A 20,371-nucleotide genomic window follows, 5' to 3' on the forward strand; every position below is an offset into this window, starting at 1 on the left:
CTCGCCCGCGTAGTTCGGGCATGACCAAGCTCAAAGACACTTATCCGCTCTACCTCAACAACAAGGCCCAGCAGCCGAACACCGACCTTGAGGTGACCGACAAGTTCACCGGCGAGGTCGCCTTCCGCACCGCGCTCGCCAGTCCTCAGATCATCGACGAGGCCATCGCCGGTGCCGTGCGCGCGACCGAGCCGATGGCGCGGCTCGCCAGTTACGAGCGCAAGGCCGTGCTCGAACACTGCGTCGCGCGCTTCAAGGAGCGGCAGGAGGAGCTGGCCTATGCGCTGTGCGTCGAGGCCGGAAAGCCCATCGGCGACAGCGAGGGCGAGGTGACGCGCCTTATCGACACCTTCCAGATCGCCGCCGAGGAATCGGTGCGGATCGGCGGCGAGATCATGCCGCTCGACATCAGCGAGCGCGCCAAGGGCTACCAGTCGATGTGGAAGCGCGTGCCGCTCGGCCCGTGCAGCTTCATCAGCCCGTTCAACTTTCCGCTCAACCTCGCCGCGCACAAGATCGCGCCCGCCATCGCGGTCGGCTGCCCCTTCGTGCTCAAGCCCGCCAGCAAGACGCCGCTGGGCGCGCTGATTATCGGCGAGGTTCTGGCCGAGACCGACTTGCCCGAAGGCGCCTTCTCCATCCTCCCCGCCAGCCGCGACGGGGCGGACCTTTTCACCACCGACGAGCGGCTGAAGCTGTTGAGCTTCACCGGCTCCGACGAGGTGGGCTGGGCGCTGAAGGCGAAGGCGGGCAAGAAGAAGGTCATTCTCGAACTCGGCGGCAACGCGGCCTGCGTGATCGATGCCGATGCCGACCTTGAGGACGCCTGCGACCGCGTGATCACCGGCACTTTCTACCAGTCCGGCCAGAGCTGCATCAGCGTGCAGCGCGTGCTGGTGCACGAGCAGGTCTACGACGTCTTCCGCGACAAGCTGGTGGCGGCCGCGAAGAAGCTGAAGGCGGGCGATCCCAAGGACCGCGACACCTTTATCGGCCCGATGATCGACACCGGCGAGGCCGAGCGCCTCAAGGGCTGGATCGACGAGGCGGTGGACGGCGGCGCGACGCTGCTCTGCGGCGGCGGACAGGACGGCCAGATGTTCGAGGCGACACTGCTGGAGAACGTCGACAAGGCCGCCAAGATCGTCAACGAGGAAGCCTTCGGGCCGGTCGCCGTGCTGATGAAGTTCGCTGACTGGGACGAGGCGCTTGCCGAGGTTAACCGCAGCGAGTTCGGCCTGCAGGCGGGTATCTTCACGCGCGACCTGTTCAAGGTGATGGAGGCCTGGGACCGGCTCGAAGTCGGCGGGGTGATGGTGAACGACATCCCCAGCACCCGCGTCGACAACATGCCCTACGGCGGCGTCAAGAACTCCGGCCTCGGCCGCGAGGGCGTGCGCTTCGCCATGGAAGACATGAGCGAGATCCGGAACCTGGTGATACGGCGGACCTGACCGCGGCAGCCGCGTCCTAGGGGCGCGGCACCACGCGCAGTTCGTAGGGGATGAAGAGCAGTACCTCTCCGGGCCCGGCGCGGGTCCACTGGACCGGCATGTTGAGACCGGCCAGTTCGATGGCGTAGTCCGCACCGACCAACGCGGCCTGCCGGCGGGAATCCGCCGCCACCTCGGCGATGATCGCATCGCGGTAGCTGTCCGGTCCGACGATCGAGAGCGTTGGATCGCCCACGGTGTCCATCTGCGCCCGGCCGACCTCGGGCACACCCTCCACAAAAGCCGCGATGCGGCGCTGCGCCTCCTGCACGTTGGTCCCGGCGAGCGGAGCCTTGATGAGGAAGCTTACGAGCTCGCTGTCGGGGCGACGGTCGCCGACCAGCTCCAGTTCCGCCGCGTTCTGCGGGGTCAGGCGGGTCACGATGTATGTGCCCTGCGCCAGTTCCACGCCCGCGCTGCCGGCTCGTTCGATGGCGCGCAGCAGCATGGCGCGGATTTCCCGCTCGCGCTCCTCGCTGTCGCGGGTATCGCCTCGGATGACGACCTGCTGGACGAGGAAATCCGCCTGCCTCCGCAAACCCACGGCCGGCTGGTAGTCGGAGTAGTCGTCCTGATCGATGCGCGATCCGGTGACGATGATCTCCTGCCGCTCCAGGTCCTGTGCCATCGCGGGCGTAGCCGAGACCAGCAAAAGGCTGGCCATGAGCATGCAGGCGGTCAGGCGCATCATCATTCGATCCCCTCTGGTTCTATAAGCGATAATTGCGCCAGCCCTTGTGAGCGATCAACCCTCCTCGAGCAGCAGCAGTTCGCAGGTCACCCGCATCAGCGGGGGCTCGAGCCGATGGTCGACCTCGGTCACCGCCGCATCGGCCACCAGCTGGCGGGGGACGGCGAATTCGTGCTCGGGCAGGTAGGCGATGAAGCATTCGCCGGTTTCGACAGCCTCGGCACCCTCGAACTCCATCGTCACCCGGTGGCGGGTGCCGGCAAAGGTGATGCTGGCCCAGCTCTTCTCGTGATGGGTGGCAATGCGACCATGGCCGCGGGCTAGCTGGAGGAGAGCCTCGGCGAGATGCTCGCGCGCACCCTTGCGCTGGCGGCGTGCGGTTTTGCCCCCGGCGGGAGCGGCGGTCTGGGTCTGCGGATCAATATGCACCGGTGGTCTCCCGATATTCGTTCATGAAATGTTCCACCCGTGATTGCGTCGCGGGGCGCGGGGTGCGGCCATTGCGAAGATCGCCCTCGAAGCGCGGATCGTGCGCGGCGAGGCGGCCGAATTTTGTCGCGGGCATCTTCGTGCGTTTCAGGAACACTTCGATCTGGCGAATGAGCATCTGGCGCTTCCCCTTGGCTATGGCTTCGCGGCGTCGGGCGACTCGATTCGCCGGCGGCCGATGGCCCATGAAAAGCGCGCGAAATCCTACTTGTCTAGGAAAAATACATCGTGTAGGAAGTTTTCGTTCACCATCGAGGAAATGCCATGGATGCCCGCGAGACATTGCTGGAAGCGGCCCGTGCGCGGGGGGAGAGCCTCGCCGCCCTGTCGCGCATGATCGGTCGTAACGGTACGTATTTGCAGCAGTATGTCACCAAGGGCAGCCCCAAGAAGCTGGAAGAGGAGGATCGCCACAAGCTGGCGACTTTCCTAGGTATAAGCGAATCGGACTTGGGCGCTCCGCAGGATAAATCCTACATTCCCGCGCCGCGCGTGCGGGCCGAATGGATCGACGTTCCGCGCCTTGCCATCGACGCTTCCGCCGGACCCGGCGCCACACCAGCCGAGGAAGCCGAGTTCGACGCTTTCCGCTTCTCCCGCCGCTGGCTGGCCGAGCACGGCCTCGACGGCGCGCAGCTCTCCAGCATCCGCGTGGTCGGCGATTCGATGGAGCCGCTGTTGCGCGAAGGGGACGAGGTGCTCGTCGACCGCCGCGACCAGCCCTTCCGCGACGGCATCCACGTCGTCCGCCTCGACGACAGCCTGCTGGTCAAGCGCGTCGCCAGCCGCGGGGCGGGGCAGTTCAGCCTGCTCAGCCAGAACCTCGCCTATCCGCCGATCCAGGTGAGTGCGGAGGATTTGCAGATCGTGGGGCGAGTGGTCTGGAAGAGCGGGCGGGTCTAGCCGCCCGCTTGCAACCGCGCGCCCGCGCGGCCATCTCGCTTGCCATGACCACGCCAACCCCGATCCGCGCCGCCATCGTGCCCGTCACGCCGTTCCAGCAGAATTGCTCGCTGGTCTGGTGCACCAAGACGATGCGCGGGGCGCTTGTCGATCCGGGGGGTGAGCTGGACAAGCTCAAGGCGGCGGTCGCCAAGGCCGGGGTGACACTGGAGAAGATCCTCCTCACCCATGGCCATGCCGATCACTGCGGGCAGGCGGGGATGCTCGCCGACGAGCTCGGCCTGCCGATCGAGGGGCCGCACGAAGCGGACCGCTTCTGGATCAGTCGGCTGGAGGACGACGCGCCCCGCTTCGGCATGACCTGCGAGGTGTTCGAACCCACGCGCTGGCTCGTCGATGGCGACACCGTCACCGTCGGAGACCTGACGCTGGAGGTTCTCCACTGCCCCGGCCATACGCCCGGCCACGTGGTATTCTTCCACCGCGAGAGCCAGTTCGCCTTCGTCGGCGACGTGCTGTTCCAGGGCAGCATCGGGCGGACCGATTTCCCCATGGGCAATCATCAGGACCTGCTCGACGCGATCACGCAGAAGCTCTGGCCGCTCGGCGACGGCGTCACCTTCGTGCCCGGCCACGGCCCCACCAGCACCTTCGGCCGCGAGCGGGAGAGCAACCCCTTCGTGAGCGACGCGGCGATGGCCGCCGGTTAAAGCACCCGCGCGCCCACCAGCAGCGCCCACAGGCTCCAGAACAGCAGCAGCGCAAAGGTGACGATGATGCCGATCTGGCGTGTCCTTGCCGGATGGTCGGCCTGCATCCCCAGCGGGTGCAGCAGCCGCGCGGCGAAATAGGCGAGCGCCGTCAGCCCGAGCACCCAGCCGTCCTGGTCGGCAAGGTCGAGCACCAGGATCAGCACCAGCGCGAAGGTAGTATACTCTACGAAGTTCGCCTGCGCGCGCATGTGACGCTGCATGGCCGCGTCGCCGCCATCGCCGTGCAGGATGCGATTGCTGATCCGCACCCGGCCGCAGCGCATGGCCAGCCACAGGTTGATGATTGCCGCCAGCGCGGCGCTGAACAGGCTGATGTGCAGGTCTGCCATTGTCTCGTCTCCCCTCGCGCCCCGGCGTGCGATAGGAGACTGCCGCGCCGCTTGCAACGCGGGCGAAACCCGTTATAGCGCGCGCCTTCGCCGCATCCGGGCTTCGCTTCGGGTCGCCGCGCTTGCGCGGGGGCCGGGCATCGCCTAGGTCGGCATCGACACGTAATCGCTAGAAATTCAAGGAACGGGTGCCACCATGGCTGTCCCCAAGAGAAAAGTTTCGCCGCATCGCCGCGGCAACCGCAGGTCGCACGATTCGCTCAAGGTCGAGGCGTTCCACGAATGCTCGAACTGCGGCGAACTCAAGCGCCCGCACAACCTGTGCCCCGCGTGCGGGCACTACAACGGCCGCCAGGTCGTTGAGCCCAAGGGCGTTTAAGACCTCGGCTTTGAACAGGAGCGCTAGCGCATGAGCTTACCGCGTATCGCAATCGACGCGATGGGCGGGGATGAGGGCGTGCGCGTGATGGTGGAGGGCGCCGCGCTCGCGCGCCGCCGCCACGACAAGTTCCGCTTCCTGCTGGTGGGCGACGAGCCGCGCATCAAGGCCGCGCTCGAAGCGCATCCCAACATGCGCTCGGCCAGCGAGATCCTCCACTGCGACGAGGTGGTCTCCGGCGACGAGAAGCCCAGCCGGGCGCTCCGCCGCGCCAAGACCACCAGCATGGGCCTCGCCATCAACGCGGTGAAGACCGGCGACTGCGGCGCGGCCGTCAGCGGCGGCAACACCGGCGCGCTGATGGCCATGGGCAAGCTGGCGCTGCGCACCATGCCCGGCATCGACCGTCCCGCGCTCGCCGGCCTGATGCCGACGTTGGGCGAAAACGACGTGGTCATGCTCGACCTTGGCGCCAACACCGATTGCGATGCGGAAAACCTCATCCAGTTCGCCGTGATGGGCGCGGCCTATGCCCGCATCGTCACCGGCAAGGCGGCGCCGCGCGTGCGCCTGCTCAACATCGGCACGGAAAGCATCAAGGGCACCGACGATTTGCGCGGTGCGAGCCAGCGGCTGGCCGCCGCCACCGGCCTCGCCATGCAGTTCGACGGCTTCATCGAGGCCGACAAGATCAATCGCGGCGAGGTGGACGTGGTGGTGACGGACGGCTTTTCCGGCAACATCGCTCTAAAGGCCATCGAGGGATCGGCCCGCTTCGTGACCGACCTGCTCAAGACCGCCTTCACCAGCTCGCTGCGAAGCAAGGTGGGCTTCCTCGTCAGCCGTCCGGCGACCGAGTTGCTGCGCCACCATCTCGACCCCAACAACCACAACGGCGGCGTCTTTCTCGGCCTCAACGGCGTGCTGGTGAAGAGCCACGGCAGCGCCAATGCCAAGGGCGTCTCCAACGCCGTGCACGTCTGCGCGCGGCTGCTGGAGGACGACATCACCCGCCGCATCGCCGCCGATCTGGCCGAGATCGGCGCGGGGATGGACGCGCCCGCGCAAGGCCCCGCCGCCGCTATCGAGGCCGAAGCCAAGTAATGATCCGCAGCTGTATCATCGGCACCGGCAGCGCCCTGCCGCGCACCTGCGTCTCCAACGCCGAGCTGGCGGAGCGCGTCGACACCAGCGACGAGTGGATCCGCGAGCGCACGGGCATTACCCAGCGCTACATCGCCGAGCCGGACGAGACGACCGGCAGCCTCGCCACCGCCGCCGCGCGTGCGGCGCTGGAGGATGCGGGCGTTGCCATCGCCGATGTCGACCTGATCGTGCTGGCCACCGCCACGCCCGATCGCACCTTTCCCGCCACCGCCACCACCGTGCAGCACGCGCTGGGCGGCAAGGGCTTCCCGGCCTTCGACGTGGCGGCGGTGTGCTCCGGCTTCCTCTACGCGCTGGGCACGGCGGACGCGATGATCCGCGCCGGCATGGCCAAGCGCGCCATCGTAATCGGGGCGGAGACCTTCAGCCGCATCCTCGACTGGGAGGACCGCGGCACCTGCGTGCTGTTCGGCGACGGAGCCGGGGCTTTCGTGATCGAGCGGCGCGAGGTCGAGGAAGACGGCCCGGGTATCCTCGCCACCCGCCTCCATGCCGAGGGAGAGCATGGCGAACTGCTGTACGTCGACGGCGGCGCCTCCACCACCGGCGAGATCGGCAAGCTGCGCATGAAGGGCCGCGAGGTCTTCCGCCATGCCGTGGTCAACTTGGCCGAGGTACTGCGCGAGGTGCTGGACGAGGCGGGCAAGGGTCCCGCCGACATCGACTGGATCGTGCCGCACCAGGCCAACGCCCGCATCCTCGATGCCACCGCGCGCAAGCTCGGCCTGCCGATGGAGCGCATGGTCGTCACCGTGGATCAGCACGCCAACACCAGCGCCGCCTCCGTTCCACTGGCCTACGACGTGGCGAAGAAGGACGGGCGCATCAAGCCGGGCGACCTGGTAATGCTGGAAGCGATGGGCGGCGGCTTCACCTGGGGTGCCAGCCTGTTGCGGGCGTGAGATTATTCCCGGTTTTCAATCGTAGATATCCTTGCCTTAATTTGCATCAATGTTCATATTAACTCTTGAGGTCGCAACGCTGGGAGAGACTGGATGGACATGATGCGCTCCGTCGGAACACTGACTCGCGCCGACCTGGCCGAAACGATCAATCGCAAGATGGGCTTCTCGCGCGCCGAGAGCCTCGACCTCGTCGAGAAGATTCTCGCCAAGATGTGCGAGGCGATGGGTAACGGCGAAAACGTGAAGATCTCCGGCTTCGGCAGCTTCGTGCTGCGCGACAAGAAGGAGCGCATCGGTCGCAATCCCAAGACCGGGATCGAGGTGCCGATCACCCCGCGCCGGGTGATGACCTTTCGCGCCAGCCACAAGCTCAAGGACCGGATCGCGCGCGGCTGATGGCCGGCGAGGGGCCTCTTTTTGCGGACGGCAAGGACGAGGGTGCGATGCGCACCATCGGCGAGGTTTCGTCGGCCTATGGCATCAAGCCCCATGTGCTGCGTTACTGGGAACAGCAGTTTCCCATGCTCCAGCCGTTGAAGCGCAGCGGTGGGCGGCGGCTTTATCGTGCCGAGGACATGGCCGTGATCGAGGCTATCGACCGGCTGGTCAACCGCGACGGCTACACACTCAAGGGCGCGCGGCAGGCCATCGCTCAGGGCACTGGGTCAAGCGCCGCGGCTCCCGCCGCTACGAAATCGACCGCGGAGACGAGGACGTTGCCGGGTGACGCAACACGCCAGTTACGCGCCATACGCGAACGGCTGGCGCAGGCCCTGGCCGGCTGAGGATTCGACCCCTCCCAGGGTCCGTGCAGGATTCATTTCCGTGGAGATCGGGGGTTCTACGCGGATGCCCGGACGAGGAATGTTTGCGACGTTTGCCTAACGTCTCGGCATGATCATCGCCCGCAATCACGACCATCGCCAGTCCGCCGCGATACGCCGCGCGCGTATGCGGCTTCGCCTGTTCGTGCTGCCCGTACGCGGCTGGCATCGCGGCCAGCGTGTCTGGTTCTGGGGCTTGGTTCGGTGCCGCTTTTCAGGGCGGATGCGCTGCTGGGTGTGCGAGCCGCAGACCGGTCAGCGCAGCGTTTCGGGACCAAGCTCCGGGTCGAGATCGCGCGGGCGGGCGAAATGGACGAGCTTGCCGCAACCGTCCGCGATATCAGCCCAGCGATCGATGGCGAGTTCGAACACGGCATAGGCCGCCGTCGGATACTTGTGCATCACCTCGTCGAACAGCGCGTCCTCTCCATCGGGCGGGACGAGCGCCAGCGCCAGTTCCTGCAGGCCCGGATTGTGCGCCGCCAGCAGCACCGCTCCATCCTCCTCGTCCAGACCGCGCAGCAGCGCCATCAGCGCGGCCGGATCGGCGAGGTAAATGTCCTGCTCGAAGATGATCGGCGCGGCCAGCGCGCTGGCCTCCAGCGTGCGCTTCACCCGCTCCGCCGGGCTGGCGAGCACGCGGTCCCAGCGATGGCCCAGCGCGCGGATGTGCTCGCCCATCAAGGCCGCGCCGCGCCGCCCGCGGTCGTTCAGCCCGCGATCGAAATCGCGCAGCGACATATCGTCCCAGTCGGACTTGGCGTGGCGCAGCAGGCCGAGGCGTTTCAAATGGGCAGGTCCTGTGTGCTGGAAGCCGCCTGCGTTTCAACACCGTGGCCGAGGCGTTGTAAAGCCTCGTCGAGCGTGACGCGCAGCACCGGCACGCCGGGCGGAAAGGCGCTGAGCAGGCGCGAGGGGAAGGCGGGCGAAAGGACGACGAAATGGCCCCGGTCCCCGGCCGAGCGGATCAGTCGCCCGAAGGCCTGCGCCAGTCGCGCGCGGATGATGCGGTCGTCGTAGGTGGAGCCACCTCCGGAAGCCCGTCGCGCGCGGTGGAGGATGCTCGGCTTGGGCCAGGGCACCTGCTCCATTACGACGCAGCGCAGCGATTCGCCCGGCACGTCCACCCCGTCGCGCAGGGCATCGGTGCCGAGCAAGCTGGCCTGCGCATCGTCGCGGAAGATGTCGACCAGCGTCCCGGTATCGATCGGGTCGACGTGCTGAGCATAGAGGGGCAGCCCCTCGCGCGCGAGGCGGTCGGCGATACGGCCGTGCACGGCGCGCAGGCGGCGGATCGCGGTAAACAGGCCGAGCACGCCGCCGCCGCATCGCTCGATGATTTTCGCGTAGGCCCCGGCAAGGCCCGCGAGATCGCCCTTCCTGACGTCGGTGACGATCAACACCTCGGCGCTGGCGGCATAGTCGAAGGGGCTCTCGGCCTCGGCGGTATGCGGCTGGACCTCGATATGCGGCGCGCCGGAGCGAGCGACGGCCTCCGCCCAGTCGCGGCCATCGGGGCTGCGGTCGGTCAGCGTGGCGCTGGTCAGCATGACGCCGTGCGCGCCTTCGAGCACGGTGCGGGCAAACGGCTTCATCGGGTCGAGGAAATGGCGGTAGAGACCGACATCGAACTCGCGCGCGTCGTTGCGGTCGACCGCCAGCCAGTCGACGAATTCGGGATCGGCCGCGCCGCCGAGTCGCCCGAGCAGCGCTTCCCACGCCGCCAGAGTATCGATGCGCCAGGCAAGCGAGTGGCGCGCGCCGTCGATACGCGCGCGGCCCTGTCCGTCGAGCCAGTCGGGCGGATCCTCCAGCATGGCCTCCAGCCGCACGCCGAGCTTGATCAGCGGCTGGCGGATTTGGGCAAGTGCCTGTGCCGCGGCCTGCGCCAGCTCGACGAAATTGCCCTCCAGACCCGCGGCCTCTGTCTCGATGCCGTAGCCCATGTCCGCCGCGCCGCTCTCGTCGCGGGCGTAGGTGAGCGCCCGCACGGCGCCAAGCAGTGCCTCGACCGGGCCGCTGGGCGCGCCTTCGGCGATGCGGCCGAGCCAGCCGTCGGAGGGGAGGGCGCCCGCCGCTTCGCGCGCCGCCTCGATGGCCTCGCCACCGGCCTCGTCGTAGCTGGCGACGTCGGCGAGGCGAGCCGAGAGGCCCCTGCGGCGTCCCTTGCTGCCCCGTTCCGGCCCCACGATCCAGCGCCTGAGTTCGATGGTCTCGGCTCCGGTCAAGGCTGCGGAAAAGGTCGAGTCCGCTGCGTCGAAGACGTGGTGCCCCTCGTCGAAGACGATGCGCGTAGGGCGCTGGGCGTGGTCCCGCCCGCGCGCGGCGTTGACCATCACCAGCGCGTGGTTGGCGATGACGAGATCGGCCTGTGCGCTGGCCCGCGCGGCGCGCTCGATGAAGCATTTGCGGTAATGCGGGCACCCGGCATAGACGCATTCGCCGCGCTGGTCGGTCAGCGACTTGATCGCGCGGCTGCGGAACAGCGTGCCGAGCCAGCCCGGAAGGTCGCCGCCGATCATGTCGCCGTCCTGCGAATAGGCCGCCCAGCGCGCCACCAGCTGCGCCAGCACCGCCGCGCGCCCGCCGAAGCCGCCCTGCAGCGCGTCCTCCAGGTTGAGCAGGCACAGATAGTTCTCGCGCCCCTTGCGAACGACCACGGGGCGGGTGCCGTCCTCGCGGTGCTCGGGCCAGGCACGGCGGCTTTCGCTGCGCAGCTGGCGCTGCAGGTTCTTGGTAAAGGTGCTGACCCAGACAGTGCCCTTCGCGGCGCTGGCCCAGAGCGAGGCGGGAGCGAGATAGCCCAGCGTCTTGCCGATGCCCGTGCCCGCCTCCGCCAGCAAAACGTGCGGGCGGCCGCGTGTCTCGCGCGGGGCGAAGATGCGGCGCACGGCGGCGGAGTAGTGGCGCTGCCCCTCGCGTTGTTCCGCCCCTTCGCCGATCAAGCGGGCGAGCTGGCCGCGCACCTCCTCCTCGCCGATGAGCACCTGCCCGGGCTGCGGGCGTTCGGGCGCCTCCTCCCATTCCGGCAGGCGGGAGAAGAGCCACTTCTCGGCCTTTTCCGGTCGGCGCACGTGGGGGCCGAGCACCTGCGCCCACGGCCAGCGCAGGCGAGTGAGCGATTGCAGCGTGCTCCACGCGCCCTCGCGCTCCGCCCAGTCGTCGTCCTCGCACCGGGCGAGCAGGACCGCCGCGGCCGCTTGCAGGAACATTGGCACATCGCCCCCGTCGCCCGGCTCCGCCATGCCCAGCACATGGGCCAGTCCCTTGGGCGTGGGCACGCAGAAGCGCGCCGGGTGGACGAAGGCGAACAGTTCCAATAGGTCGAGCCCCGAGAGATCGGGATAGCCGAGCCGCGTCGCGACCAGCGGCGCGTTGAGGACGAGATGCGGCGTATCGGCTGCAGCCATCACCGCCTCGCCCTTGGCCACCGCGCGCGTGAGCCCATTGGCGATCCAGCTTCCCGCATGGCTGGCGTGGAGCGCGGGCAGGGCTATCGGCGGAGGCGGGAACGGCGCGGCCATCGGATGCACTAGGCAGAGGTGGAACGAAAAGTAAACACGCCGCACCTCACCGCTCGTCGTGGCAGGAATGCAACTTGCCCAGCCTTTGGAACGCCGTGCGCAATTGTTCATGTGAGGGCGGGCGTTCGGCGACTATAGAGCGCAGCCCATGTTCCGACGCATCGCCTACCCTCTTGCCGCCGCCCTGCTTGCCGTTCCCTTCGGCGCGCAGGCGCAGCAGCGGCTGCCCGATTTCCAGCTTCCGCCCAATCCGTCCTCGACGCCCGATCCGCGGCAGGGGCCGGAGCTGCCGCCGGTCCCGCGCGCCACGCCGACGCCGACGCCAATGCCCGTGGCAACGCCCACGCGGGCTCCTTCGCCCACGGCCACACCCTCTCCGCGTCAGGACACGCCTGCCCCTGTGCAGACGCGGCAGGCGACGCCGCAGCCGCGAGCCACCGCAAGCGCCACGTCGCGCGTCGGCGAACCTCGCGAGACCGCGCCTGCCCCGATCGCCTCGCCGGAAACTGCCGCATCGCCCGAGCCGACGCCCGCGCTGCCGTCAGCCGCCGCGACCCCCGCGCCCGCTCCGGTCGTGGCCGCGCCGACTGCGCCTGTTGTGGCCGAGGACGAGGGCGGCGGCTGGACCGTTCTGTGGTGGCTGCTCGGCCTCCTGCTTGTCGCCGGCGTCGCGGGCTATGCCTTCCTGCGCTGGAAATTCGCGCGGGAGGAGACCGTGGTCGTCGAGCGTATCCAGCCCTATCGCCCCCTGACGGTGTCGGCAGCGACGCCCGCCGCGGAGCAGCCGCAGCCACGGCCGGAAGCGGCACCGCAACCCTCCCGGGCCGCTCAGTTCGTCACCTCGCCGTCAGGCTTCGTCCAGATCCAGCGTCCGACACTTGGCGGGGTCGTGGCAGCGGGCAACGGCAAGGCCGCGCCCGCCGGAACGGTACAGGTATCGCGACCCGTGCGGCCGCCCGCTCCCGCTCCGGCTCCGGTGCCGAACGACGGCGGCGTTTACGCGCGGCCTATCCGTCGTTCCTGAACGCCTCCGTCCGAGCGGGCTGGCTGGAATTTGCCTTTCCGGATCGGGCGGTCAGTCTTCGCCGCCCGTCAGCCCCAGGTCGCCCTTGCGGCCCAGCGGCACGACTTCCTTGAAGGTGTGGGTGATGTAGGGGAAGGGTATCTCGATCCCCGCTTCGTCCAGCGCGCGCTTGATCGCCTTGATCGCGACGCTGCGCGCCTGCCAGCCATCCCTCGGCTTGGACCCGGTCCAGAAGCGTACCTTGAAATCGATGGAGCTCGAGTTGAACTCGGTCGCGTAGACCTCCACCCCCTTCGACTGGTCGATCCCCTCGAGCGCCTCGACCGCGTCGCGGATGACCCGTTCGGCCTGCTCGAGATCGGTGTCGTAGCTGACCCCGGCGACGATTTCGGTGCGCGCGAGGCTATCGTCGGTCAGGATCTTGACCGGGTTCTTGAAGATCATCGAATTGGGCATGATCGTCAGCTCATTGGAAAGCTGGCGGATGTGCGTCTCTCGCAAGGTGATGTGTTCGACGCGACCGGTAACGCCCTCGACCTCGATCACGTCGCCGATCCGCATCTTCTCGCGCAGCATGATAAGCACGCCGGCGAGGAAGTTCTCGAAGATGTCCTGAAAGGCGAAGCCGATGGCGACTGCGCCGATGCCGAGGCCCGCGATCGCGCCCGCGGGGGTGAAGCCGGGCACGGCAACGGCGGCGGCGACGAGGATGCCGACCATCCAGATCGCCAGCTTGACCACGGTTTCCGTCAGATTGCGCAGGCTCGCGCGCAGCTTGGTGCGGCCGACCAGCGCGTCTGCGATCCTCACAGCGAACCTAGCTACGATCCACGTGATGATCAGGACGACGAGCGCGATGGCGAGGTTGGGCAGGGCGGCGACGATACTGTTAGCCATGCCCTGCAACTGGTCTTGCAAGGTTTGTACGTAGTTCAAAGAAAACTCCCCGTTTCTGCCATAATGAGCGGACGCGGGGCGGGGTTCCGACAAGCCTTTCGCACTTGCGAAGAACGGCGCGCTGGGCCTAAGCCGCGCACACCATGTTCAGCACCGATCTCATCGAAGCCGCCCGCGTATCGAAGTCCTGGCCGTTCCAGGAGGCGCAGCGGCTGGCCAAGCGGTATCCGGATGGGAAGCGGGGCGGCGAACCGGTGCTGTTCGAGACCGGATACGGCCCCAGCGGCCTGCCGCACATCGGGACGTTCCAGGAGGTGCTGCGGACCACGCTGGTGCGCAAGGCCTACGAGATCGTGGCGAGCACCGACGGCACGCCTGCACCCACGCGGCTGGTCGCCTTCAGCGACGATATGGACGGCCTCAGGAAGGTGCCCGACAACGTGCCCAACAAGGCGCTGCTCGAGGCGAACCTGCACAAGCCCCTGTCGCGCATTCCCGACCCGTTCGAGAAGTACGAGAGCTTCGCCGCGCACAACAATGCGATGCTGCGCGAATTCCTCGACCGCTTCGGCTTCGACTACGAGTTCGTGGCCGCCAGCGAGCGATACAACTCGGGCGCCTTCGACGATGCCCTGCGCGGCGTTCTGCGCAACAACCAGGCAATCCTCGACATCATGCTGCCGACGCTTAGGGCAGAGCGCGCGGCGACCTATTCGCCGATCATGCCGATCAGCCCTTCGACCGGCCACGTCCTGCAGGTGCCGGTCGAGGTGGTGGATGCCGAGGCGGGCATCGTCCGCTTCACCGACGAGGACGGCACTGTCATCGAACAGAGCGCGCTCGGCGGCATGGCCAAGCTGCAATGGAAGGTCGATTTCGCCATGCGCTGGGTGGCGCAGGGCGTCGATTACGAGATGTACGGCAAGGACCTGACCGACACCGGCATCCAGTCGGGCAAGATCGCCCAGGTGCTCGGCGGCCGCAAGCCGGAGGGGCTGATCTACGAGCTCTTCCTCGACGCGAACGGCGAGAAGATTTCCAAGTCCAAGGGCAACGGCCTCACCATCGAGGAATGGCTGACCTATGGCAGCGAGGAGAGCCTCGGCCACTACATCTTCCCCAATCCCAAGAGCGCCAAGCAGCTGCACGCGGGCGTCATTCCCAAGGCGGTGGACGACTACTGGCAGTTCCGCGCTGCCATCCCGGACCAGTCATGGGACAAGCGGCTGGGCAACCCGGCGTGGAACCTGCTCAATGTTTCCGGCGAGGCCGAGAGCGGGGCGGGTGACACGCTTCCCGTCACCTTCGCACTGCTGCTGAACCTCGTCGGCGTGCTCGGCGCGGATGCTTCGGCGGAGCAGGTGTGGAGCTATCTCGGCAACTACATCGACGACGCGCGGCCCGAGGCGCACCTGGCGCTCGCCACGCTGGTGGAGCGGGCGTTGGCCTACAACCGCGATTTCGTCGCGCCCACGCTGGTCAAGCGCGCGCCGGCCCTCAACGAGGCCGAGGCCTTGCGCGAACTCGACGCGCGACTGGCGGCGCTAGAGCCGGGCACGAGCGCCGAGGATATCCAGAACATCGTCTACGAGATCGGCAAGGACGAACGCTTCGGCTTCGGCAATCTGCGCGACTGGTTCCGCGCCCAGTACGAGACGCTGCTGGGTTCCGAGCAAGGCCCGCGCATGGGCAGCTTCATCGCGCTCTACGGCGTCGACAACAGCCGCCGCCTCATCGCCGAGGCGCTGGCGCGGTAAGCGGCGCTCAGTTCCAGGGCTTCGTCCGGTACCACTTGGTGATGATGTACTTGGCGCCCTGCAAAACCGGGCGGCCGGCGTGCATGGTCTTGGGGTTGGTCGTCCCGTCGGGCAGGGCGTTGTTCCAGGCCAGCAGCACGCCCTGCTTCGGCTCGATCGAGATGCCGACGTCAATGAAGTCCGTCGTGCCGCCCGCCTCGGGCTCGTTGAGGAAGACCATGGCGGTATAGCTGCGCTGCCCGCCGCGGGCCATTTCGAGGTCCCAGTAGCTGGTTTCCGGGTGGAACCAATCGTGGTGCGGCTGGAATTCCTGCCCGGGCATATATCGCTGGCCCTGGATGGACTCGCCGAAGCCCGGCTCGATATCGAGGAGGTCGTCGATGCGGCGATTGATCTTCTTCACGAAGGGATCGTGCGGATCGACGTCACCCGAATACGAGGTGCGATAGCCGCTCGAGTAATCGAGGTCGAAAACCCGGCTCGGCTGAGCGGTGGCGTCGATCAGCTCGATCATCTTCTGGCATTCGGCGGGCGTCATGAAATCCCCGATGGCGTGCAGCTCCACGTCCTCGGTCGGCACCTTGTAGGCGGCGGGGTTTGCGGCGAGCCGCTCGCGCACGGCCTTGCCGACCTTTTTCAGGCCCGCGCGGTCGGCATCGGGGGGGAAACGGCTGGTCTTGCTCTCGCTCATCGTGGGCCACGCTTTTTCATTGCTTTGGATTTTGTGCAAGCGCAGGAAGCCGTCAACCATAACGATGACGAGGGAAGCATGACCAAGCCTCAGCGGTATTCAGCCGGTGCGATGTTCTTTCACTGGACGATCGCCGTCCTCGTCATCTGGAACTGGCGGCTGGCGGAGAACGCCAACCACGCGGGCGACCGGGCGCAGGCCATGGCCATCTTCGCCGATCACAAGGCCATCGGCATCCTCATCCTCGTGCTGACCGTGTTCCGCCTGATCTGGCGCCTGACGCACCCCGTGCCCCCGCTGCCGGGCAACTACGCGCCGTGGGAGCGGATCCTGGCGCGCACCACGCACATCGTCTTCTACGTTCTGCTGCTGGCCCTGCCCATCGGGGCATGGCTGGCCAATTCGCTCGCCGGACGCGACATCGACATGTTCGGCCTGTTCACCATTCCCGCGCTGCCGGTCGGCCGCAACGAGGGGCTGGCCGAGACCATCTTCGGCATCCACGGCACCGGCGGGGAGATCATGATCTACCTCATCGGCCTGCACATCCTGGGCGCGCTGAAGCACACCTTCTTCGACAAGGACGGTGGCATCTTCCGGATGTTGCCGTTCGGCCGGGTTGGCAAGGAGCGCAGCTCGCTGCGATGAAAAGAAACCCCCCGACCTCTCTCGAGATCGGGGGGCCATTGCCGGCCACTCGCTCCGACAATCCGTTGGCTTCCGGCGCTTACCAGAAGAAGTCGTAGATCACGTCGACCACCTCGCCGCGGTAGATGTCGACCAGCAGCACGTCGTCGTAATAGCGCACCCAGCGATAGGGGCCGTAGACCTGCGGCAGGCGATAGCGCCACGGATCGTTGATGTAATAGCGGCTGCCGTAGAACCCGCTGTCTATCCGGTATCCGATGTTGAATCGGCGATAGCTGTAGTTGCGGTAGGGCGAATAGTACCGGCCGAGGCGGAAGACATCGCGATTGTTGTAGCGGTAGCTGTTCCAGTCGTACCGCCGGTCGCGCCGCCAGCCTTCGCGGTTCCAGCGCTGGTGATTGTCGTAACGCCGCCCGTCGCGATAGTCGCGCTGGTCGCGGTACTGGCCGGAATAGCGATCGCGGTAGCGCTGGTCCGCGCCATAATCGCCGCGCCGATCCGAGCCGTAAGAACGCCCCACGACGCCGCTGTCGCGTGCCCGGTCCTGTCCGCGGTCGTAGGCGCGGCTGTCACGGTTGTCGCCGCGATCCCAGCCGCGCCCGTCGCGGTTGTCGCCACGATCCCATGCGCGGCCATCGCGGTTGTCACCGCGATCCCGGGCGCGGTCATCGCGGTTTTCGCCGCGCTGCCAGGAGCGATCCTGGTCCTGGCGCGAACGGGCGACCGGAGCCTGCTGCTGCGCCTGCTGACCCTGTTCTTGGCGCACCCGCTCGCGCACTTCGGCGAGGCGATCGCGCACGGGCCGGCCGGTCTGGCTGCCCTGGTCGGGGCGCTGCCACTGGTCTCGGCTTTCGCGCGGCGCACGCGCTTCACCGCCGCCGCGGCGGCCCTGCCGGGCCTGCTCTCCGTCGCGCTGCTGCTGTTCGGCGGTAACGTCCGCGGCAAGGGCGGGGGCGGCGACTGCGGCGCTCGAGGCGATGGCCAGCGCCGCCAGGGCACAGGATTTGAGAAATACAACACGCATCGTGGCAACTCCATGCAAGGTCGATCCGCGCCGCCCGAGTGCTGCGGCCACCGAGGGCAGGCCTCGACGAATCGTGGCCTAGCCCCGACGGGCTGTCGGCTCACTGAACCGGGCGGAGAGGCAATCGTTCAGGTTCAGGGCGCTCGGGATGAACGGCTCAGACATCCTCGCCCGGGGTCATCAGCTCGATGACGCGGCGCAGCGTGCGATAGAGCACCGTCACGGTCGCGCCCACAAGGCCGACCATCACCACGCAGGAGGCGAACAGCCCGTCATAGAGCCGGACGAACCAGTCGTCGGGCATCTCGTCGAACTCGCCCACGGGCAGGGTAAAGGCGAGCAGCACGACCAGCCCGATCATCAGCGAGGCCGTGGCGAGGCGGGCGATGAGGTCGATGTTGCGATAGGTCTGGGTGTCGAACTCGGCGTCCATGCGCTTGATCATGCCGATCAGCGTCAGCATCAGCGCCAGCGTGGTGATGGATGCGGTGACGATGGCCGAGCCGAGGTAGAGCCCGGCATTGGCCAGCGCCTCGATCAGGTCGGTCGCCTGCGCGCTGGAATAGACCCGGCCAATCGCCCGCCGCGCCGCGAACCCGAGCACGCAGATCAGCGCGAAGACGACGGTTGCCCAGACGTGGTTGCGGATGGTGGAGGTGAACGCCATGCCCGGAGTAACGGGCGGGGCGGTTTAACGTTTCGACGAAGCCTGGCTTAGGCCGCCCCGGCGCTTGACGAAGCAGGTGGCCGTCGCGATTGCCAGCAGGTTGCATTCGGCAGTTTGCAGCAGGCCGTCGACATGGTCCTCCTAAACTCACACGTTAAGTTTGGGACGCGTGAAAATCGCACCAAGTATTGGATAATCAGATCAGTTTAGATCTCGATCAGCCCGGCTTCGATGCCTGCTACGGCAGCTGAGACGCGGTCATTGACCCCCAGCTTCTTAAAAATTCGACGAGTGTAGGTGTCGACTGAGGCGCTGCTAATCCGCAGGATCAGAGCCACTTCCATTGCTGACTTTCCCTTTGCAATCCAGTTTAAAACCTCGGTCTCTCTTTCAGATAAAAGATTTTCCTCGCCTGCTGGACGGTAAAAGATGCGTACGAATTCGCAATGCATAGAGGGCAAAATATTAGCGACGCATTCAAGTAATTCTAGGCAATTGCTTCCAAGTTTGCGGTCAAAGCCAAATGATATCACTGCATCAATACGATGGGGGCCATAAACTGGTATGCAAAATGCATCCTTATAGCCATTGGCTAGAACGGATTCATGAAAGTTTGAAGCGCCTTTTGCCTGCCTTAAAGACTCTTGGCGTAATAGAGTATTGAGCGATACCGGGTTGCCGTTAGCAATTACGCTTTTTACCCAAGCAGCGTCGGCATCGCCGAAACCCCGTCGCTCGCTGAAACGTGCGATAGACTTCCTGCTGGCATAAAATGCGAATCCAGTGGGTTCGCCGGTAAGATCTGGGCGTCCGGCAAGATTATAGGCCATTGAACGCGCATTCAATTTTGCTGCGAAACCCCGCAGCATTCTGGCAAGGGCAATTGGACCGATGCCGTTAAGTTGTTTCGACCACCAAAGAAGTTCGTCGACGATCGTTTTCGTTGAGAGCGGTGCTTGCATGCCATTCCCCGATGACAGGCGATCTGCGAAATAAATCCCCTGCACACATGCAGGGCCGCCGATAGTCTGAAAACAAGTTTAACAAGTGATAATTTCGTGTGAACGAAGTGGAGGCATCTATCAATATGCCGGATGGCAAATGTCCACGTCTAAAACGCTTGCTCCTGGCGCGCGGTGAACCAGTCTGCCGAAGAGTGAAGGAGTTTCCACGGCATTCGCAGGAGATCACGAATTTACGTGACATGACATATGGCTTCGCATTTGGAAGTATGCATCACACACGAATTGACTTTCGCCAACTTTCGAATGGAGGCGGAGATGAACGGCGGGTTTGAACGGGAAGCTAGCGAAGCGCTTAAAATGGCACGGCATTGGCGCGGTGAAAATTTGCGAGCCCCGGCTTCTTCGACATCCGGTCAAAAACTGCTGCGAAAATTCAATGTAACCGAAAATGCACTGAGCGGATTTCTGCATCATGCTCGTATTGCGCGAGATTTAGTCAATCGCCTTTCTGATCGAGAAAGATCAACGCTGACTTTAATTGTTAAAGGCTTTTCGAATAAACAGATCGCACATGAAATGAACCTTAGTCCGCGAACTGTCGAAAATCACCGGGCTAATGCTTTCACAAAAATCAACGCTCGGACAACGGCGGACGCTGTCCGAACTGGCATCTACGCAGGCTTGGATGCTGAACCTTGAATTCCTTTTCCTGCGCTCTTTCTGCGGCTTGGTTCACCAAACGCAGCCATCCGAGTAAAAGGCAACTGTCTTTTCCAATAGCTTTTGCGAACGCGCTGGCGCCGATAATCGTACTTGAAATTTTGGTACGAAATTGACCTTCCCGAAAATCAATTTCGGACTGAAAGCCCATGGAATCCAATAGAGCTTCAGCTGCTTGAACGTACCTGCCAGCTTCTAGCCGGCTTTCGTATTCAGCTTCATCAGGTAGATTATAGACAGCGGTATCGAACGGTGGTGGCGCAAGCTGGACAAGATGAAAGGCATGGCGCAACGCGCTTTCGATTTCGGCTTCAGCGCCACTCACCCGTTCTTCGAGCAAGAGAATACGCTTGTGCCATACTGAAGCGACCATCCTCTCATTTTCGTCCCCCACGCAACCCCTCCAAGTCTCGTCCCCAGCGGAATTTTTCTTTCGACTTTACCCCTTTGATACGCGGGCGCAAGATTTCGCTTAATCAAATCGTGTGAAGCAAATCTTTC

At 65.7% G+C, this 20,371-nt stretch carries 24 protein-coding genes; 12 read left to right on the plus strand and 12 right to left on the minus strand.

Translation table 11 applies throughout. The features are described from left to right. The first annotated feature begins 20 nt into the window (after nt 1-20). A complete protein-coding gene (locus AAW00_RS01835; protein WP_047002644.1) occupies nt 21-1,454 on the plus strand; it encodes an aldehyde dehydrogenase family protein in 1,434 nt (477 codons plus the stop codon). A gap of 16 nt (nt 1,455-1,470) precedes the next feature. Here the strand turns inward: AAW00_RS01835 and AAW00_RS01840 are convergent, their stop codons facing one another. Genes AAW00_RS01840 through AAW00_RS01850 form a run of 3 tightly spaced genes read right to left on the minus strand, consistent with a single transcriptional unit; the run spans nt 1,471 to nt 2,791 of the window. Next, on the minus strand, nt 1,471-2,187 hold the full coding sequence (locus tag AAW00_RS01840) for a TonB-dependent receptor (protein WP_241461606.1): 717 nt from the start codon (nt 2,185-2,187) through the stop codon (nt 1,471-1,473). A gap of 51 nt (nt 2,188-2,238) precedes the next feature. After that, entirely contained in the window at nt 2,239-2,613 is a 375-nt protein-coding gene (locus AAW00_RS01845) for a hypothetical protein (RefSeq protein ID WP_241461607.1), read from the minus strand. Further along, nucleotides 2,603-2,791 carry a hypothetical protein gene (locus tag AAW00_RS01850; protein ID WP_047003443.1) on the minus strand — a complete coding sequence of 63 codons (189 nt, stop codon included), beginning with the start codon at nt 2,789-2,791 and terminating at the stop codon, nt 2,603-2,605. Before AAW00_RS01850 ends, AAW00_RS01845 begins: the two co-directional genes overlap by 11 nt. 146 nt (nt 2,792-2,937) lie before the next feature. Here AAW00_RS01850 and AAW00_RS01855 point away from each other — a divergent pair, with 146 nt between their 5' ends. Together AAW00_RS01855 and AAW00_RS01860 are read left to right on the plus strand one after the other, a co-directional pair. Continuing rightward, nucleotides 2,938-3,576, plus strand: a complete 639-nt coding sequence (locus AAW00_RS01855) for a S24 family peptidase (protein ID WP_047002645.1) — start codon at nt 2,938-2,940, stop codon at nt 3,574-3,576. A 44-nt stretch (nt 3,577-3,620) separates the two neighbouring features. Further along, on the plus strand, nt 3,621-4,286 hold the full coding sequence (locus tag AAW00_RS01860; RefSeq protein WP_277619331.1) for an MBL fold metallo-hydrolase: 666 nt from the start codon (nt 3,621-3,623) through the stop codon (nt 4,284-4,286). On the opposite strand, the gene AAW00_RS01865 is transcribed toward AAW00_RS01860, so the two are convergent. Further along, entirely contained in the window at nt 4,283-4,678 is a 396-nt protein-coding gene (locus AAW00_RS01865) for an MAPEG family protein (RefSeq protein ID WP_047002646.1), read from the minus strand. The genes AAW00_RS01860 and AAW00_RS01865 overlap by 4 nt on opposite strands. A gap of 196 nt (nt 4,679-4,874) precedes the next feature. Here AAW00_RS01865 and rpmF point away from each other — a divergent pair, with 196 nt between their 5' ends. From rpmF to AAW00_RS01890, 5 genes are all read left to right on the plus strand, one after another. Beyond that, complete coding sequence (rpmF, locus tag AAW00_RS01870) at nt 4,875-5,057, plus strand: 50S ribosomal protein L32 (protein WP_047002647.1); 183 nt, start codon at nt 4,875-4,877, stop codon at nt 5,055-5,057. A 30-nt stretch (nt 5,058-5,087) separates the two neighbouring features. Then, complete coding sequence (gene plsX, locus AAW00_RS01875; RefSeq protein ID WP_047002648.1) at nt 5,088-6,161, plus strand: phosphate acyltransferase PlsX; 1,074 nt, start codon at nt 5,088-5,090, stop codon at nt 6,159-6,161. After that, on the plus strand, nt 6,161-7,126 hold the full coding sequence (locus AAW00_RS01880) for a beta-ketoacyl-ACP synthase III (protein WP_047002649.1): 966 nt from the start codon (nt 6,161-6,163) through the stop codon (nt 7,124-7,126). Before plsX ends, AAW00_RS01880 begins: the two co-directional genes overlap by 1 nt. Before the next feature lie 99 nt (nt 7,127-7,225). Continuing rightward, nucleotides 7,226-7,525: an integration host factor subunit alpha gene (locus tag AAW00_RS01885; RefSeq protein WP_187331003.1), complete on the plus strand. Its 300-nt coding sequence runs from the start codon at nt 7,226-7,228 to the stop codon at nt 7,523-7,525. Beyond that, entirely contained in the window at nt 7,525-7,914 is a 390-nt protein-coding gene (locus AAW00_RS01890) for a MerR family transcriptional regulator (RefSeq protein ID WP_047002650.1), read from the plus strand. The genes AAW00_RS01885 and AAW00_RS01890 overlap by 1 nt, the downstream gene beginning before the upstream one ends. 294 nt (nt 7,915-8,208) lie before the next feature. Here the strand turns inward: AAW00_RS01890 and AAW00_RS01895 are convergent, their stop codons facing one another. Next, on the minus strand, nt 8,209-8,742 hold the full coding sequence (locus AAW00_RS01895; protein WP_047002651.1) for a SixA phosphatase family protein: 534 nt from the start codon (nt 8,740-8,742) through the stop codon (nt 8,209-8,211). After that, nucleotides 8,739-11,477: an ATP-dependent DNA helicase gene (locus AAW00_RS01900; RefSeq protein WP_047002652.1), complete on the minus strand. Its 2,739-nt coding sequence runs from the start codon at nt 11,475-11,477 to the stop codon at nt 8,739-8,741. Before AAW00_RS01900 ends, AAW00_RS01895 begins: the two co-directional genes overlap by 4 nt. A gap of 148 nt (nt 11,478-11,625) precedes the next feature. On the opposite strand from AAW00_RS01900, the gene AAW00_RS01905 reads away from it, so the two are divergent. Continuing rightward, nucleotides 11,626-12,501: a hypothetical protein gene (locus tag AAW00_RS01905; protein ID WP_047002653.1), complete on the plus strand. Its 876-nt coding sequence runs from the start codon at nt 11,626-11,628 to the stop codon at nt 12,499-12,501. Nucleotides 12,502-12,552: 51 nt separating this feature from the next. Here AAW00_RS01905 and AAW00_RS01910 read toward each other — a convergent pair whose 3' ends face one another. Continuing rightward, nucleotides 12,553-13,398 (minus strand): mechanosensitive ion channel family protein, encoded by an 846-nt coding sequence (locus AAW00_RS01910; RefSeq protein ID WP_187331004.1) that lies wholly within the window; start codon nt 13,396-13,398, stop codon nt 12,553-12,555. Nucleotides 13,399-13,541: 143 nt separating this feature from the next. Between AAW00_RS01910 and AAW00_RS01915 the strand changes: the two genes are divergently transcribed. Next, on the plus strand, nt 13,542-15,155 hold the full coding sequence (locus AAW00_RS01915; protein WP_047002655.1) for a lysine--tRNA ligase: 1,614 nt from the start codon (nt 13,542-13,544) through the stop codon (nt 15,153-15,155). 7 nt (nt 15,156-15,162) lie between these two features. Here the strand turns inward: AAW00_RS01915 and AAW00_RS01920 are convergent, their stop codons facing one another. Next, complete coding sequence (locus AAW00_RS01920; RefSeq protein WP_047002656.1) at nt 15,163-15,846, minus strand: prolyl hydroxylase family protein; 684 nt, start codon at nt 15,844-15,846, stop codon at nt 15,163-15,165. A gap of 78 nt (nt 15,847-15,924) precedes the next feature. On the opposite strand from AAW00_RS01920, the gene AAW00_RS01925 reads away from it, so the two are divergent. After that, nucleotides 15,925-16,494 (plus strand): cytochrome b, encoded by a 570-nt coding sequence (locus AAW00_RS01925; RefSeq protein ID WP_047003446.1) that lies wholly within the window; start codon nt 15,925-15,927, stop codon nt 16,492-16,494. Between the two features lie 79 nt (nt 16,495-16,573). Here the strand turns inward: AAW00_RS01925 and AAW00_RS14815 are convergent, their stop codons facing one another. From AAW00_RS14815 to AAW00_RS14530, 3 genes are all read right to left on the minus strand, one after another. After that, nucleotides 16,574-17,518 (minus strand): RcnB family protein, encoded by a 945-nt coding sequence (locus AAW00_RS14815; protein WP_047002657.1) that lies wholly within the window; start codon nt 17,516-17,518, stop codon nt 16,574-16,576. A 157-nt stretch (nt 17,519-17,675) separates the two neighbouring features. Further along, a complete protein-coding gene (locus tag AAW00_RS01935; RefSeq protein ID WP_047002658.1) occupies nt 17,676-18,185 on the minus strand; it encodes a hypothetical protein in 510 nt (169 codons plus the stop codon). Nucleotides 18,186-18,391: 206 nt separating this feature from the next. Further along, a complete protein-coding gene (locus AAW00_RS14530; RefSeq protein ID WP_082124880.1) occupies nt 18,392-19,147 on the minus strand; it encodes a response regulator transcription factor in 756 nt (251 codons plus the stop codon). 249 nt (nt 19,148-19,396) lie between these two features. Here AAW00_RS14530 and AAW00_RS14535 point away from each other — a divergent pair, with 249 nt between their 5' ends. Further along, nucleotides 19,397-19,849 carry a LuxR C-terminal-related transcriptional regulator gene (locus AAW00_RS14535; protein WP_082124881.1) on the plus strand — a complete coding sequence of 151 codons (453 nt, stop codon included), beginning with the start codon at nt 19,397-19,399 and terminating at the stop codon, nt 19,847-19,849. Here AAW00_RS14535 and AAW00_RS14820 read toward each other — a convergent pair. Next, entirely contained in the window at nt 19,782-20,264 is a 483-nt protein-coding gene (locus tag AAW00_RS14820; RefSeq protein WP_156169895.1) for a hypothetical protein, read from the minus strand. The two genes, AAW00_RS14535 and AAW00_RS14820, sit on opposite strands and share 68 nt — an antisense overlap. Between the last annotated feature and the right edge of the window lie 107 nt (nt 20,265-20,371).

It is taken from the genome of Aurantiacibacter luteus, assembly GCF_001010945.1.
GTDB classification, from domain to species: domain Bacteria; phylum Pseudomonadota; class Alphaproteobacteria; order Sphingomonadales; family Sphingomonadaceae; genus Alteraurantiacibacter; species Alteraurantiacibacter luteus.